This window comes from Nostoc sp. DSM 114159, from assembly GCF_053470285.1.
This window is the reverse complement of the sequence record NZ_JBPFEH010000001.1, coordinates 4,518,105-4,534,452: the sequence shown is the minus strand read 5'-3', so window position 1 is coordinate 4,534,452 and position 16,348 is coordinate 4,518,105. Positions and strand designations below refer to the sequence as shown.

Below are 16,348 nucleotides of genomic sequence, written 5' to 3'. Positions count from 1 at the left end.
AAAAATATTTATTATGAAGAATTTAGAACTCAGGAGTCAGTATGAATTCTGTACAACTGGCTAGTGAATATTGGTTTCAAACCGTACTTCTCTACGAGACGCTACCGCGAAGGTCTCGCTACACGCTTTCGCCCTTAGCGGGCAAAACTATTATTAAATATACATTTTGTTTAATTGCGCCCACCGTTCCATAAGAAACTATAGACCATTAAAGATTAAACCAATAGTGATGACAACGGCTAAAAAAGACTAAGTGTTTCCTTTTTATGAGACATTTATTGTAGCTGTTAGCACCAGAAGTTTTTTAAAGTAAGAGAGATAATAATTTATAAATAAGTCGAAATACGGCTGTCAATGAAATAGCTACTAAGCCTGCTCCAACTGCTAAAATCACCACTGACGCAAGGTCAAGACCTCCCCGTAAAAAGGGGACAAAAAAAATAATCGCAAAAGTAATTGTTGGAATAATTAATAAATCGAACTTCTCAATCCACCGTCTCGTTTGGGCAAATATCAGTATTCCTAAAATCACACATGCAACACTTAAAGTAACTATTTCTGATTTTACTAGGCTGAAGAGGGCGATCGCGATCAATGCACCCTCAAATCCACTAAATGCCGCCCCACCCAATAATTCCAATGTAGAAAACGCTGGCTGAGTTGGTGGACGACGGGGAACGACGGGATTAGAACCTTGGGGTGGTTGTGGCGGGAGGGTTACAGAGGGCGAATTAGGTTGTGTGGGAGATTGAACCGCCTGTGAGTTAAGTGCATCTATAACCTCCTGGGCTGACTGGAAGCGTTGATTAGCAGCAGGTAACAGCATCTTGTCTAAAATGTCAGCAAGGTGAGGGTTGACACTGACTTGCGATCGCCATTTCCACTGGTTGCTATAGGCATCAAATAGTTTAACTGCTTCCTGATTTGTCAACAAGGTAATAAGAGTTACAGCTAAGGCGTATAAATCTGTAGATGGGAATACTTGACCCCCAGCCATCTGTTCAGGCGGTGCAAATCCCATCGAATAAATTCCTGTGGAAGAAGCAGCAGAACCCAGTGCAACATTTGTTACTTGCTTAACTGCGCCAAAATCTAGTAAAAAAAGTCTCCCATCACGACGGCGCATGATGTTTGAAGGTTTGATATCTCTATGGATAATGCCTCTGTCATGGACAAACTCTAGTACCCTCAGAATTCCTTGTAATACCTCTAATACTTGCTGTTGGGAAAATTTGCCTTGTTGAGCTAATTCTTCTTCTAGGGTTTGCCCATCAATATATTCTTGTACTAAGTAAAAAAATTGGTCTTGCTGTCCTGGTTGCAAACTATTAACTATCACTGGAAAGAAGGCAAATAAGTCAGGTATTTGCTCGTGATCGTTACCAAGTTGTGCTAAAACTTCTGCCTCTCTCTCAAACATCAACTGTGCTTGTTGCAGTTGATTTAAAGTTAAATTTCCCGCTGGTTGAAACTGCTTAACCACGCATTGACGCATTCCTGGTATTCGGCGATCGCGTGCCAAAAATGCTGCTCCAAACCCGCCCCTTCCCAGCAGCTTAGTTGGCACGTATCGACCATCTAGCATCAATGGCATACCACAGGTAGTGCAATACTTTTGCTGGGTTGTTTTCAGTGTCGTAACATCATCTAAATCGGCAAAATAGTTTTGTGGGCGTGGACAACGCGGACGAGTGCAGTAAACTTCCATTTTCGTGATTAGTCAAAATAATTCGTAATTGATAATACTCGCCTTCTCTACAAGATGATACGTAAATGGCAAGAAGCAAGCTACGTAATTCGTAATTAGTTCAGGTTACAGAGAAACTAAATTTATTAATGGGGAACACGAAACTTTTTTCCTGATGTCAAACCTTTGGTTTGGCTACAGCACCCTGCACGAACACAATGGGTTCATAATTACGAATTAAGTTAGCGACAGAGGAGCGTCATTACGAATTATTTGGTCATTTACAAAAAACAAAGGAAAAATGACAAAGGACTAATAACCTGATTTTAGTCTTCACCAGATAAGGTGGGTGTTGCTACCTCCAATGTAGTTAACACTAGACTTTTTTGTGTTAATTTTAACACATCTTGATTCCATCCTGGGTTAGCAAACTGGGGCAAAATTTCTTGACTAAAGGCTTCGGCGGCCTTGGATCTATAGCGATTGGGATTACAAATCAGCCACAGCGTCCGTTTGACGACAACGCCTTCAATAGGAGTACGGTGCAAAACGCCCATTTGTAACTCTTTAGCGATCGCACTAGTTGAAACAAAGGCAGCCCCCAAACCAGATTGCACAGCATTTTTAATCGCTTCAATGGAATTTAATTCCATTTCAACTTTAAAACGTCTGGTATCAATTTCACAGCGTGCTAGCACTTGGTCAATTACTTTGCGGATAGTCGATTGGGAATCTAAAGCAATAAATTGTAATTTATATAGGTCTTCTTTCTGAATTTTTTCAAGTTTGGTAAAAGGATGAAAGACAGGTAAAATCAGCGCTAGTTCGTCCTCAGCGTAAGGAATCACTTCTAAAGATTCTGACAGTTCGCCGGGAATTTCACCACCGATAATTGCCAGATCGACTTGTCCGTTAGCGACACTCCAAGCAGTCCGTCGGGTAGAGTGGACGTGTAATTGCACTGCCACATCTGGATATTTTTGTCGGAACATACCGATCATTCTGGGCAAAAGATAAGTGCCGGTGGTTTGAGAAGCACCGACAATTAAAGTACCACCTTGGAGATTTTGTAAATCCTCGATCGCCCGGCAGGTTTCCTGACACAGACTAAGGATTTTTTCACCGTAGTTTAAGAGTAAATGCCCAGCTTCGGTTAACTGGGCACGTCGTCCTCCACGGTCGAATAAGGGGACATCGAGTTGCCGTTCGAGATTTTGGACTTGCAAACTAACGGCGGGCTGGGAAACGTAAAGACTATCAGCGGCACGCTTGAAGCTTCCTTCTTGAGCGATCGCTTTCAGGATACGTAACTGATCTAAAGTGAAAGGAAGGTCAGACATAAGGCTCAACCCACAAACTTTTAAAGGAGCAGATGCACGTAACAAATCCGGTTTGGCAGCAATCAGCCGGACATGATTTGTTGCATATTAAACTTGAAGGCTTGACTCGAAAAAGACAGTAGCACAACATCTTGACTAAAGTCCCCTTTTGAATACTTTGTGGTATTGGTTGTACTGAATTCAGTTTTCTTTAAATTACTTCACCTGTGTATATGCTGCTGATTTCTTGGTTGACACCCAGTCATTTTGTCATACTGGGGTTACAAATAGTTTTTGCGATCGCTCACAGTGGAGGCGCTGCTTTACGCCCTTGGGCAGAAAAATACATTGGCCCAAGGTTTTATCGCATTCTCTTTGCATTAGTCAGCCTACCGTTGGCTGTGATATTAATTATTTACTTTTTTGGGCACCGTTATGATGGTTTGCAAATTTGGCAGGTACAAGGGGTGCCAGGAGTGCGAGAATTTGTTTGGCTGCTGTCAGCAATCTCGTTTTTGTTTTTATATCCTGCTACCTTCAATCTACTAGAAATTGCTGCTATTCAAAAGCCCCAAGTTCATCTCTACGAAACAGGAATTATTCGGATTACCCGTCATCCCCAGATGGTGGGACAAATAATTTGGTGTGTTGCCCATACTCTCTGGCTGGGTACTACCTTTACTCTTGTGACTTCCATTGGATTGGTGTTGCATCATTTGTTTGGGGTTTGGCACGGGGATCGCCGCCTGAGCGATCGCTATGGGGAAGCTTTTGAAATTGCCAAACAGCGAACTTCAATTGTTCCCTTTAAAGCAATTATTGACGGGCGTCAATCTCTCAAATGGCAGGAATTTCTCCGCCCTGCCTATTTGGGAGTTGCCATTTTTATAGCTTTACTTTGGTGGTCACACCCTCTGTTATTGGAAGCAACTAGTAGGATAGGATGGTAACTTTAGACGATCCCCAGTGTCAGCAGAAAATCCGAAACAGATGGAAATTTCAGCTTATCAAGCTTATCAATTGCTCCAAATCAATGTAGGATAAATTCAAACATCTAACAGTGGGGGTGCGTTCAGTCAGCTTGAGATTTTATTATTGGTAGTCGTTGGTCAGTTGCCTTTCTTTGAAAGAAAGTGGCAGATTCATCAAATCCCCAGGCGGTCACGGCAATCAGGAGTTTAACATCCAAAAAAGCCAACGCGACTTCTAGGGTCGCTTTTCTGTCAGAGACACATTAACGCGCTCAATTTTTGCCAATAATTCTGTGTCCTGAAATTTCTGTCCTGAAAGCATCTATCGGCAGTTAGTGACTTGCCAATCCTCCACTGAAGCAGTGCTGAGTCCTGAGTCCTGAGTAAAAGCAAGCAACTTAGTATTCATTGCTTGGAAAGTAGTCCCAATCCCCGCTTTACTCTAAAAGAAAAAGAAACGAGTTCCTCATTCAATCCCCTAACTTTTTGTTATGGACTTCTACTCAGCAACCAGAACTCGGAACTCAGCACTACTTAATTCAGTACTAATAGCTAGTTTGATATAAAAACCTTATAATCCAAGAGGCGTCATGGTGTTGTCGGTTAGTGAGCGGACATTTACTCAAGAAGTTTTAGAATCTCCTATTCCTGTTTTAGTTAACTTTGAAGCACCTTGGTGTGGCTTGTGCCGGATTATCCATCCACTTTTGTTGCAATTTCAAGCCCAGTGCGGCGATGAAATTAAATTAGTCGGGGTTAACGCCGATCAAAATTTTAAATTGTCTACTACCTATAGGCTAAAATCACTACCCACTTTACTATTGATTGAAAATGGCACTATTCGCCATCGCTTGGAATGCTTTCGCGGCAGGGAAGATTTACGTCTAGCTTTAGAAGAGATTAAAGCCAGCTACAGCAATTACCCCAAAATCTACAAAAGTTCAAAAACAGTGGACTTAGAATGCCGATCGGCCTGATGGATATTGGGTGTGGGGCATGGCGGCATTGGGGAGGCAGTGCGGTCTTGGGGTCTCCCCAAGCGGAGCAACTGCCGTCATTGAGCAAATAACTAATGACCAATGACCAATGACTAATGACTAATGACCAAATCTAAAACCATGCTTAATACCCCACCCAATCAGTCTTGGGTGGGTTATTTTATCCTAAAGGGTGTAGTCACAATTATTAACAGTTTCGACACGCTAATCAAGAATTCTAAAAGTAGGCGTCAGTGATGGAAGTAATCTATCAGTATGCCTGGCTGATTCCGGTGTTCCCTCTTCTTGGGGCAATGCTGGTCGGTCTAGGGTTAATCTCGTTGAATCAGGTGACAAACCGCCTCCGCCAGCTTAATGCTGTGGTGATTATCTCCATGATGGCAGCAGCTATGGTGCTGTCGTTTGCCTTGCTGTGGAGTCAAATCCAAGGACATCCCTCTTATACCCGCACCTTGGAGTGGGCAGCAGCAGGTAATTTTCACCTGAGCATGGGCTACACTATTGACCACCTGACAGCCCTAATGCTGGTGATTGTCACAACGGTAGCCTGTTTAGTTATGGTTTACACCGATGGCTACATGGCTCACGATCCCAGTTACGTGAGGTTTTACGCCTATCTCAGTTTGTTTGGCTCCTCAATGTTAGGTCTGGTGGTCAGCCCCAACCTAGTACAAGTTTACATATTCTGGGAACTGGTCGGGATGTGTTCCTACTTGCTGGTCGGTTTTTGGTTCGATCGCAAGTCAGCAGCCGATGCCGCTCAAAAAGCGTTTGTGACCAACCGTGTGGGTGACTTTGGTTTGTTACTCGGCATTTTGGGGCTGTTCTGGGCAACAGGAAGCTTTGATTTTAATATCATGGGCGATCGCCTCGCCCAACTCGTCGAATCAGGTTCGATCAGCAATTTTCTCGCTGTCCTGTTTGCGATTTTAGTTTTCTTAGGCCCAGTTGCAAAATCAGCCCAATTTCCCCTCCACGTCTGGCTACCAGATGCAATGGAAGGCCCCACCCCCATTTCTGCCTTGATTCACGCGGCAACAATGGTGGCGGCGGGTGTTTTCCTGATTGCCCGGATGTACCCAGTATTTGAAGACGTTCCAGCCGCAATGAATGTCATTGCCTTTACTGGGGCGTTTACGGCGTTTTTGGGGGCAACTATTGCCATTACCCAAAACGACATCAAAAAGGGCTTGGCTTACTCCACCATTTCCCAACTTGGTTACATGGTGATGGCAATGGGAATAGGCTCCTATAGTGCTGGACTATTCCACCTGATGACCCATGCCTATTTTAAGGCGATGCTGTTCTTGGGTTCAGGTTCAGTTATTCATGGTATGGAAGGTGTCGTCGGTCACGACCCCGCCTTAGCGCAAGATATGCGCTTGATGGGTGGACTGCGAAAGTATATGCCGATCACGGCAACTACCTTTTTGATTGGTTGCTTGGCAATTTCTGGTATTCCACCCTTTGCTGGTTTCTGGTCAAAAGATGAAATTTTAGGGAAGGCTTTTGAGGCAAACCCACTCCTCTGGTTTATCGGCTGGCTAACTGCCGGGATTACAGCTTTCTATATGTTTAGAATGTATTTCTCGACATTTGAAGGCAAATTCCGGGGTACTGACGAGAAAATCAAGGAAAAACTTAAGAAAGCTGCGGCGACAATTGTCCTGGAATTAGAGTCAGAAGAACCAGTCCCGAATTTTGGGCCTGGGGCGATGAAGAAAGGAGAATTGGCGGCAACTAGTCAGCATCATGAATCCCATGACTCCCACGGGCATCACAGCGACTCCCCCCACGAATCGCCGTGGACAATGACGCTGCCGTTGGCACTGTTGGCTGTGCCTTCGATTTTGATTGGTTTGGTGGGAACTCCCTACGCCAATTATTTTGAAGAGTTTATCTTTCCTCCTAGTGAAACTCTGACCGAAGTTATAGAAAAGGCTTCCGAGTTCAATCCGACGGAATTCTACATCATGGCGGGTGCTTCAGTCGGAATATCCTTGATTGCGATTACCCTGGCTTCGCTGATGTATTTGCGCCGTAAAATTGATCCGGCTGCGATCGCTGCTAAAATCCAACCACTTTACGAGTTATCCCTCAACAAGTGGTACTTTGATGACATTTACCATCGGGTTTTTGTCCTCGGCTTGCGTCGCGTAGCTAGACAAGTTATGGAAGTTGACTTCCGCGTTGTAGATGGTGCTGTTAACCTCACAGGCTTTTTCACCCTTGTTAGCGGTGAAGGTCTGAAGTACCTAGAAAACGGTCGCGCTCAATTCTATGCCTTGATTGTGTTTGGGGCGGTTTTGGGTTTAGTGATTGTCTTTGGTGTTACCTGATTTTCATAGGAGCAAAGGGGCGGCTGTCTGCCCCTTTGCCTCTACATTATTTTTTGAATTTTATGATTAAAGCATTTTCACGTCAGTAAATGATAGCTTATGCTTTAGAAAAATATAAAAATAGTAATTAACAGCAACAGCTTCAGAAGAGAAGGCCAGTACAAAATTTTAGCTATCAAGTTATCTTTATACTGTAGCAGCTTTAAATCCGGTTTTACGAGCATTAAAACAGCGTTAATAGTGATCACAAAAATGTATAAATAAATAACTAAGTAGAAAAACTCGAAATAAACAAGTCCTTTGGCAAGGACTTGTTCCCTAAGCGAAATTTGGTCAAGAATCACAATAAAAATAAAACCAGCACAAGCTGCCAAAACCTCCATAGTTTTATCTCTATCGGCAATTACTAACATTGCAAACAGCATGACAACGACTACAAACAGCGGCCCGATTCTGGAGATAAAAATACTGATAACTTGGCGTTTGGTAGTAATATTGAAATTAAGTTCAGGAACATTTGTTTTGAAAATAGTATTTGGTATCCCAAAATTGCTATCGTATGTTGCATAAAGATATTCAAAAAAACTATCTTCAATCTGCCAGCCATCCAAGACTAGTCTCTTATCTAAACCAGGATGGGCGCTGGGGTTAATAATTTTATAACTCTCAAAATCGGGCGTGAGAAACACTTGGCGGTTTAAATTATTTTGAGTATTAAAATCGCTGTGCCATAGCCGAATTTGAATATCTTTGTAGTCAAAGGGATAGTGAGAGTAATCCAAATTTTGCAGCACTGTAGCTTCCACATACCAACCAATAACCTCAACATTCCCTTGGGTATAATGGTAAGCTTCCTTCATTTGTACATCGTTGACACTGACAGCATCCGGCATAATAAAACCGCGAGTCAACCCATCGTGAATGCCTTTGGTATACTTCTGCCAGATATAACCCGTCATAAAAACTTTTTTAGCACTTTCAAATTCTAAGGACTGAATGAAAATTCCAGTAGGCACATATAACGGCGGCTTTCGGTTTAAGTTTTTATTTAACTTGACTTGCGGAGCCAATAATTTATCAACTTGTGCTTGATTAAGCAGGATGTTGTGATTGGTTATATAGTTGCGATCGCCCAAAGCTAATTTCCAAATCATTCCGATTTCTGTGGCAAACAAGATACTAGAGATTGACGACACTATCCACACTCGGCTAACACGAAACTCATAAGCCCGCAACATTAGAACTGACAAACAAATGAAAAACCAGAGCAAGGCTAAACAGCTTAAAATTAGCGTTTGTCGCTTAGTTTGGTCATCTAGCAAAACTTCTTGTTTGAGAAAGACTACTCCCACCACCCAATTATTCAGCTTAGTTGGTTGCAGGAAAAACCAAGAATTTTGACCTGTGGTTTCATCGAACAACTCCGCTTCGCCTTCCTTACCTTGAAGCGCCTGTTTAACTAATGCTAGGAGTTGTTTGTTGTTCTGCTTGGCAGCAATTTCAACCAAGTTGTTTTGCTGTTTTACATTATCAGTAATCGTATGATAGACAAAAGTTCCATTTTTAGAAAGAACAAAGGCGTAGCCCGTTTTTCCCAGTTCCAGTTTTAAGGAATCAATTAACTGTTGTATTTGACTTAAGGAATATTCACTAAAAAGCACTCCTTGCGGCAATTTTCGTTTACCCTGCAAACGATAGAACGGAGCATAAAATCCCACTATGGGTTCAGTCAAGAGAGACTGCTGTGACCTGCGGTAGGGTTCTCCCCAAGATGCTCCATCCTGCAACGTCTTGCGATACCAGGGATATTTTGTGTTGTCATCATTTTTCTCTTGTTGCCCTAATTGCACACTGTTGTTTACCCTGAAATAGACAGGTGCATCTAGCTTTTGGGATTTGCTTCTACTAACACCAAGTTCATAGGCTGCACCGAAGGTAGCAAGATAAGGGTTTTTTTCAATTTTTTGTTGGAGTTGCGCTGATAGTTGCTCATCGTTGATTTCATCTGTTGTGAGGGAGTTAGCAAGAGCAAGAGAATTATCTTGAGTGGTACGCAGTTCGTTCTCGATCTCCAGAGTCGTTAGCACAGCTTCTCGCTGGGCTTGGTTTTTAGCTTTTTGAAGTCTCTGCTGTGCACTGTGCCAATAGATGTAAAACCCAAATAGAGCTAATGCAAGAGTGATACCACAAAGGGTTAGTAATGCAAAGAATAGTATTTTTTGCTTTTTATTCTTTTCTATGAATGCCATTTATCAAAAGCGTAAATAAATTTTCTCGTAAAGTATTCTGACACTTTTCCATATAATCTACATATAAATTGGCTGTATCTATTTATAGTTAAAAGGATGTTACATATTAAGTGTTTTTTAGCAACTATCTTATTGGTGAGTTTGAGTGCTTGTACTAGCGAGCAAAGGCAAGTTTATACTCCACTAGACAGCAGAGTAAATGGCAATACTGGCTTAGATGCAAGTAAAACTGTACTGATTGACGGTTCGGGTACGGTTTCTGTCATTAGTGAAGCAATGAAAGAACAATTTAGAAAAGTAAACCCCAATGTAAGAATCGCTATTGGGAAGAACGGTACTGGAGACGGCTTTACAAGGTTTTGCCTTGGCGTAACTGATATCTCAATGGCAGCCCGTCCGATAAAAAAGTCAGAAATTGAAGCCTGTCAAAAAAACAACATTGAATTCGTTGAATTGCCGCTTGCCATTGATGGCATCTCCCTTGTAGTCAATCGCACCAACACTTGGGCTACTTGCCTCAAACCTCAAGAACTGAGCAAAATATGGGAGTCTGCGGCATCAGGCAAAATCGTTAACTGGAACCAAGTTCGTAATAACTACCCCGATCAATATCCCCTAATACTGGCTGGCCCGGCTGTAGGCACTGGTACTGTAGACTATTTTAGTGAGGTGATAATTGGCAAAAGTGGGAAAATCCGCAATGACTACAAAACCAGTGAAGAGGAAAGCGTAACTGTTCAGACAGTCGCATCTGAGCCGGGAGGTCTTGGCTTTACAGCCTTTTCCCGCTACCTAAAAAATCAGAACATTCTCAAGGCTCTTGCTATTGAGAACAAGGAAGGTAAATGTGTAGAGCCAAGCCCAGAAACGATCGCCAACAGCAGCTATAATCCCCTTTCCCGTCCTCTATTTATATACGTCAGCAAGACAGCTCTTAAAGAAAATCCTGCCGTCAAAGTTTTTGCAGATTACCACCTAAATGCTGCTAACCGTTCCTTAATCTCAGAAAGTGGCTACGTTCCTTTGCCAGATAACTTGCTAACAAAAGTGCGATTGCGTCTAGATCGTGCGATCGCTGGCTCGGTTTTTGAGGAAGGGTCGCCAGCCAATGTCAAATTTGCAGATCGATTAGCAAGTTCCAAACAGAGGTAGAAAACAGATACTAGCGTGACAAGTCTAATATGGTACTGGGTTTATTTAAACCGACGAATGACTCATAGTGAGTTGATAAACTGGCAAGGACCGACCCAGGAAGCATAGTGATAAATTAAAACTGAGTGAATCCTCTACATAGAGCGAAGTCACTCAAAGTTTGGGAGTGAACCGATCGCTTTTACCCAAGAATTGCGCCATCGTTTTTCTCCACACTACTGAGAAATAAGAGGCATTATGCGATTGGGTTGGAAAATTGTTTTATTCCTTTCCTCTCAAGGTATTAATTTTTTTGCCATCTCAAAATAAGCGAACGTACAGTTTTTAGGGTAAATTTTTGACTTGACTGGGAGTATCACAACGCACATTCCGCACCCGCAACTGTCAAAAAAGACTCCCAAGAGGAAAAATAGGGGACTGCCAATTTAATTAAATCAACCTAACGAGGAAGACGAAATCCCCAAAAAGCTGTTACTTAATAACTAGTGACTTTTTGCCAAACATGATTTTGATAGCAGACGAATTGTGATGAATACAGCTAATTTTCCGTGGCTGACGACGATTATTCTGTTGCCGATAGCCGCTTCACTACTGATTCCCATCATCCCGGATAAAGAAGGCAAAACAGTGCGCTGGTACTCCCTCGTTGTAGGGCTGATAGATTTTGCACTAATTGTTTATGCTTTTTATACTGGATATGATTTTTCCAATCCAGATTTGCAGTTGGTCGAGAGTTACGCCTGGGTACCCCAACTAGATTTGAATTGGTCAGTAGGGGCAGATGGCTTATCCATGCCCCTAATTATTTTGACTGGATTCATTACCACGCTGGCGATTTTAGCAGCTTGGCCTGTCACCTTCAAGCCGAAGCTATTTTACTTCTTGATGTTGGCGATGTATGGCGGTCAGATTGCCGTGTTCGCTGTCCAGGATATGCTGTTATTTTTCCTGGTGTGGGAACTGGAACTAGTACCGATATACTTTCTGCTGTCGATTTGGGGAGGCAAAAGACGGCAATATGCAGCGACAAAATTTATTTTATACACCGCCGGCGGTTCGCTGTTTATTTTGCTGTCTGCACTGACAATGGGATTTTACGGCGATACGGTGACATTTGACATGCGATCGCTCGCCTTAAAAGACTTCGCCCTCAATTTCCAACTTGCCGTCTATGCTGGCTTCCTGATTGCTTACGCTGTCAAGTTACCGATTATTCCCTTGCACACTTGGCTACCTGATGCCCACGGTGAAGCTACAGCCCCTGTACACATGTTATTAGCAGGTATTCTCCTGAAAATGGGCGGTTACGCCTTAATTCGGATGAATGCCCAAATGCTCCCCGATGCCCACGCTTATTTTGCACCAGTGTTCGTGGTTTTGGGGGTAGTCAATATCATCTACGCTGCCTTAACATCCTTTGCCCAGCGCAACCTGAAGCGAAAAATTGCCTATTCCTCAATTTCTCACATGGGCTTTGTGATGATTGGTATTGCCTCCTTCACCGATTTGGGGTTGAGTGGGGCAGTATTGCAAATGGTTTCCCACGGGTTAATTGGGGCGAGTTTGTTCTTCCTGGTTGGCGCAACTTACGATCGCACCCACACCCTAATGTTGGATGAAATGGGCGGTATTGCGAAGAGAATGCCGAAGATTTTCGCCATGTTCACCACCTGTTCAATGGCTTCTTTGGCATTGCCAGGGATGAGCGGTTTCGTGGCAGAATTAATGGTATTTGTAGGCTTTGCTACTAGTGATGCTTATAGCTCTACCTTCAAAGTTATCGTGGTGTTCTTGATGGCAGTAGGAGTGATTTTAACTCCGATTTATCTGCTGTCGATGTTGCGAGAAATTTTCTACGGTAAAGAGAACGAGGAATTAGTTTCTCACCAAGCTTTGATAGATGCTGAACCCCGTGAAGTATTTATCATTGCCTGTTTGTTAATTCCAATTATTGGTATTGGTTTTTATCCAAAATTGCTGACTCAAATGTATGACGCGACAACTGTACAATTGACAGCAAGATTGCGTGATTCCGTGCCGACATTAGCACAGCAAAAAGACGAAACACTAAAGGTTTCTTTGAGTGCGCCCCAAATTGGTAATTAAGTTGCGATCGCTACTTTAGTTTTGTTTAAATATTTATTGCTTTGAGGGCGGGTTTTGTACCTGCCCTTTTTGTTACTCATTTGAAACTTTTAATTGAGTAAAGTAATAAACCTGTATGGCAATACCCAAGGGTATTGCCCCAAAAACCTTAAACTACGTAGCAGGACTTTGTTGGGTTGCGCTTTGCTTAACCTAACCTACAATTTTTCTTAACTGAACAGTATTGACCTATATGGCGTAAGTGAGTAAATAGATTTTTTACAATTATTCTAAAAATAGATTATTAAGCTGATAGATTTGTTTGCAACCAGTGCAGTAAATCTTCCATAGCATTAAAATCTAATAAAGCTTCACTAAGAGTTTCTAATTGATTTAAAGAAAGAGATTGGATGCGCTTTTGCAATTGTGGTGATAATTCTCCCAATCGTTTTTGTAATAACCTTAAAATAAGCTGTTGTTCGCCTTCTAGTTTCCCTTCTAGTTTTCCACGCTCGTAGCCGATGCGCTCACCTGTAGTTACATATCTCATAGCTCGTAATAAATCATTTATTTAAAACTATATCCAAATCAACAAACTATTCCATAAATCGGTTTTATTCAACAAACTGAATTCGTACAGCATCTCGTAGACAAGTGGCTTTGTTACATAAAATAAGGCAAATAGCAAGCATATTTTAGGAATAATTTACGACTGCTAGAGTAGCAGCAGATGTAGTAGCTAGTTCACGACTTTGGCAAATCGGAATCTCAACCCAAAATTCTGCTCCTTGTCCTGGTTCAGAAATACACCAAATAGCTCCGTTGTGTTTTTCTGTGACAATCTGAGCGCTAATTGCTAGTCCTAATCCAGTGCCTTTACCTGCGGCTTTTGTAGTAAAGAAAGGGTCAAATAATTTTTGCTTAACTACTTCGGTCATGCCAGGGCCATTATCTGCAATTTGTACAGTTATGTAATCCGAGTTGCGTAACTCAGTACGAATTACAATCTGGCTGGGTTTAGCTTCTATATCTTCAAGAGTTCGCTTACTGTCATAACTATCGAGGGCATCAATGGCATTACTAATAAGATTCATAAACACCTGATTGAGTTGTCCGGCATAGCATTCTACTAAGGGAATATCACCATATTCCTTGACTATTTCAATTCCGTTATTTCCCGGCGTTTGTTTGAAGCGATTTTGTAAAATCAGTAGTGTGCTATCAATACCTTGATGAATGTTGACAGGTTTCATATCCGCTTCGTCAAGTCGAGAAAAATTTCGTAAGGAGAGAACTATTTCCCGAATGCGATTAGCTCCCATTTTCATAGAAACTAATATTTTAGGTAGATCCTCAGCCATAAACTCAAAGTCGATCGCTTCTATATGAGCTTGTACTTCAGGTGTTGAATGAGCATTAGATTTTTGATAGAGTTCTATCAGTTCCAACAAGCCCAGCGTATATTCACTTACATGGGTCAGGTTGCCGTAGATAAAGTTAACTGGGTTATTGATTTCATGAGCTACACCAGCCACTAGTTGACCTAAACTCGACATTTTTTCGGTCTGAATTAGTTGAGCTTGAGTCTGTTTGAGATTGTGCAGAACTTTGTTGAGTTGTTCTGCTTGGGCAGTAGCAGCAGCAGTAGCAGCGCGACTTTGATTATACAATTGGGCTTGGTCAATGGCGATCGCTAACTGGTCAGCCACGCCTCGAATGATTTCCACCTCATCATCACTCCAGGGGCGAAGCTCTCTACTATGTTCGCAGACAATCACACCCGATCGACCCGACTGAGTTTGAACTGAAACTATTAGTAGAGACTTAAAGCCCAATGTCACCAGTAAATTCCGACTCTTGAAATCAAGCCAGGAATCTGCCGCAATGTCATCAAAGCAAAGCAAATTCCCTTGCATAACAGCCTCACTTAAAGCTTCCACATTTTGGATCGGAGAACAGCCTAAAGGTTCTGTTAAGTCGGGAGCGCAAGCTTGCTGACTCAGTTCCAAGCTAGTAGATTCATCTTCTTGATAACACCAAAAAAACTGGCATTGATCGATCTGTAGCAGTTGCCGAACTTCACCCACTACTGTACTCAAAATCGTATTTAGATCCAGCGAGTTACGAATTTGACTAGATAGACGAGTTTTCAGAATTTTTTCCCGTTCAACTAGCTTTCGCAATTCGACTTCAGACTGCCTTAACTCTATCTGGGCAATATTACGATTAACACTAGCTCTTGCTAGTAGCCAAGAACCAATGCCAATTAGTCCTACTAACCCAGCATATAGCGGTAGCAATTGACTCAAAAATCGGTTTGATTTGGTTGTCAACGTCTCTGGTGACACCCACGAGACAATCTTCCAGTGATAGGATTTAGTATCAATTTGATTTTGACTTGGTGCAAAAGCTTGTCCTGCTCCCGTACTAGATTTTTGCCCTTCGAGAAGTGGATAGACTGTGGTAAAAGTGAACATTCCTTCAGTAGTTTGGAATTGTCCCGATTCTTGTTGAGAAATCCGCTGCCATGCTTGGGGAAAAGTTTTGCCAAAAGTGCGGTTTTTGCGGTCGGGAAACATAAATCCCCATTCATCTTCAGGCTTCGCCCCTTTTAACCAGTAGCCATCGGCATTCAGTAACATTCCCTGGCTAGGGGCGTTAGCAAAAGCTTGATTAAAATTGTCTAGCAGTTTTGCACCGAAATAATTTAACACCACAATGCCTCGTTTCTGCCCACGGTTATCAAAAACGGGAGTGCCAAAGCGGATCATTGGCTTCAAGGGTTGTTCAACCTGACCACGTTCGATGTTTAGGTCAAGAGGAGAGACAAATACTTGTCCTTGGTTCAGGCGGAAAGTGTCATTAAACCAGTAACGCTTGATTTGAACTTGCAGTTTTTCTTCGGGGACAATCCCTGGTTCACCCTTGTTAAAGTTGACTCTGACAATTTCCTTACCCGATCGATCCAAAAAGCGAATTTGGTCGTAAAGTTTTTTATATCCAGAAAATAATAAAAATTCTTGAGAAAGTGCCTGTTGTCTACCTACTCCCTCTAAAATTCTTTGTAGCTCGTTTTGTTTAGAGATAACCATCAAATCTGAGACAACCGAGTGAAAGTCTCCGCTAATTACTTTAGTTTGTAAATCTACCTTACGGAGTTCATTTGTTTTGAGCAGAACTTGCTCGGTTTGTACCTGTTGGTAGTAGATAGTAGCAATAACAACTCCAACTAAAGCTGACAATGGCAAAAAAACTATTAGGAAGTTTTTGATTAAAACTCGTGAATGGATCTGTGGTGACATCTCTGATACTTAGGTACAACTCAAAAATCGGGCTGAAAATTAGCTAATTTCCAGCTACGCCATGTTTTCTGAGTCAAGGTTGAGAGAAGACTTTTTCTCCTGGTAGGTATAGGTAATCAGCCCAGCTACCAAATTCACCATGAAATTGAATACTCTGCGACTTCTGGAATGTTCGAGTTGAACAATGTTCCGCCCTTTTTTGCTATTGTCAGTTACACACTCTGGTAGTCAGTACCGAAAATCCAC

Annotated in this window: 11 protein-coding genes; 6 read left to right on the top strand and 5 right to left on the bottom strand. The window is 42.2% G+C overall.

What is annotated here, in order from left to right; all coding sequences use genetic code 11:
* Positions 1-304: 304 nt before the first annotated feature.
* Positions 305-1,708, bottom strand: coding sequence for a protein kinase domain-containing protein (locus ACR5KR_RS18715; RefSeq protein WP_448267560.1), 1,404 nt, complete (start codon positions 1,706-1,708; stop codon positions 305-307).
* A 305-nt stretch (positions 1,709-2,013) separates the two neighbouring features.
* Complete coding sequence (locus ACR5KR_RS18710) at positions 2,014-3,027, bottom strand: LysR family transcriptional regulator (RefSeq protein ID WP_335007605.1); 1,014 nt, start codon at positions 3,025-3,027, stop codon at positions 2,014-2,016.
* Positions 3,028-3,239: 212 nt separating this feature from the next.
* On the opposite strand from ACR5KR_RS18710, the gene ACR5KR_RS18705 reads away from it, so the two are divergent.
* From ACR5KR_RS18705 to ACR5KR_RS18690, 4 genes are all read left to right on the top strand, one after another.
* Positions 3,240-3,956 carry an NnrU family protein gene (locus ACR5KR_RS18705; protein WP_448267559.1) on the top strand — a complete coding sequence of 239 codons (717 nt, stop codon included), beginning with the start codon at positions 3,240-3,242 and terminating at the stop codon, positions 3,954-3,956.
* Positions 3,957-4,567: 611 nt separating this feature from the next.
* Positions 4,568-4,954, top strand: a complete 387-nt coding sequence (locus ACR5KR_RS18700) for a thioredoxin family protein (RefSeq protein ID WP_322679819.1) — start codon at positions 4,568-4,570, stop codon at positions 4,952-4,954.
* A gap of 123 nt (positions 4,955-5,077) precedes the next feature.
* Positions 5,078-5,212 carry a hypothetical protein gene (locus ACR5KR_RS18695; protein ID WP_322713217.1) on the top strand — a complete coding sequence of 45 codons (135 nt, stop codon included), beginning with the start codon at positions 5,078-5,080 and terminating at the stop codon, positions 5,210-5,212.
* Positions 5,212-7,314, top strand: coding sequence for an NAD(P)H-quinone oxidoreductase subunit 5 (locus ACR5KR_RS18690; protein WP_445632074.1), 2,103 nt, complete (start codon positions 5,212-5,214; stop codon positions 7,312-7,314). Before ACR5KR_RS18695 ends, ACR5KR_RS18690 begins: the two co-directional genes overlap by 1 nt.
* A gap of 104 nt (positions 7,315-7,418) precedes the next feature.
* Here the strand turns inward: ACR5KR_RS18690 and ACR5KR_RS18685 are convergent, their stop codons facing one another.
* Positions 7,419-9,563, bottom strand: coding sequence for a PDC sensor domain-containing protein (locus tag ACR5KR_RS18685; RefSeq protein ID WP_445631038.1), 2,145 nt, complete (start codon positions 9,561-9,563; stop codon positions 7,419-7,421).
* A gap of 96 nt (positions 9,564-9,659) precedes the next feature.
* Here ACR5KR_RS18685 and ACR5KR_RS18680 point away from each other — a divergent pair, with 96 nt between their 5' ends.
* Positions 9,660-10,715: a PstS family phosphate ABC transporter substrate-binding protein gene (locus ACR5KR_RS18680; RefSeq protein ID WP_445631039.1), complete on the top strand. Its 1,056-nt coding sequence runs from the start codon at positions 9,660-9,662 to the stop codon at positions 10,713-10,715.
* Between the two features lie 528 nt (positions 10,716-11,243).
* Positions 11,244-12,821 carry an NAD(P)H-quinone oxidoreductase subunit 4 gene (locus ACR5KR_RS18675; protein WP_448267557.1) on the top strand — a complete coding sequence of 526 codons (1,578 nt, stop codon included), beginning with the start codon at positions 11,244-11,246 and terminating at the stop codon, positions 12,819-12,821.
* 283 nt (positions 12,822-13,104) lie between these two features.
* Here the strand turns inward: ACR5KR_RS18675 and ACR5KR_RS18670 are convergent, their stop codons facing one another.
* Both ACR5KR_RS18670 and ACR5KR_RS18665 read right to left on the bottom strand, forming a co-directional pair.
* Positions 13,105-13,350 (bottom strand): DUF4351 domain-containing protein, encoded by a 246-nt coding sequence (locus tag ACR5KR_RS18670; protein ID WP_448267556.1) that lies wholly within the window; start codon positions 13,348-13,350, stop codon positions 13,105-13,107.
* 145 nt (positions 13,351-13,495) lie between these two features.
* Positions 13,496-16,102 (bottom strand): ATP-binding protein, encoded by a 2,607-nt coding sequence (locus tag ACR5KR_RS18665; protein WP_448267554.1) that lies wholly within the window; start codon positions 16,100-16,102, stop codon positions 13,496-13,498.
* Positions 16,103-16,348: the final 246 nt, after the last annotated feature.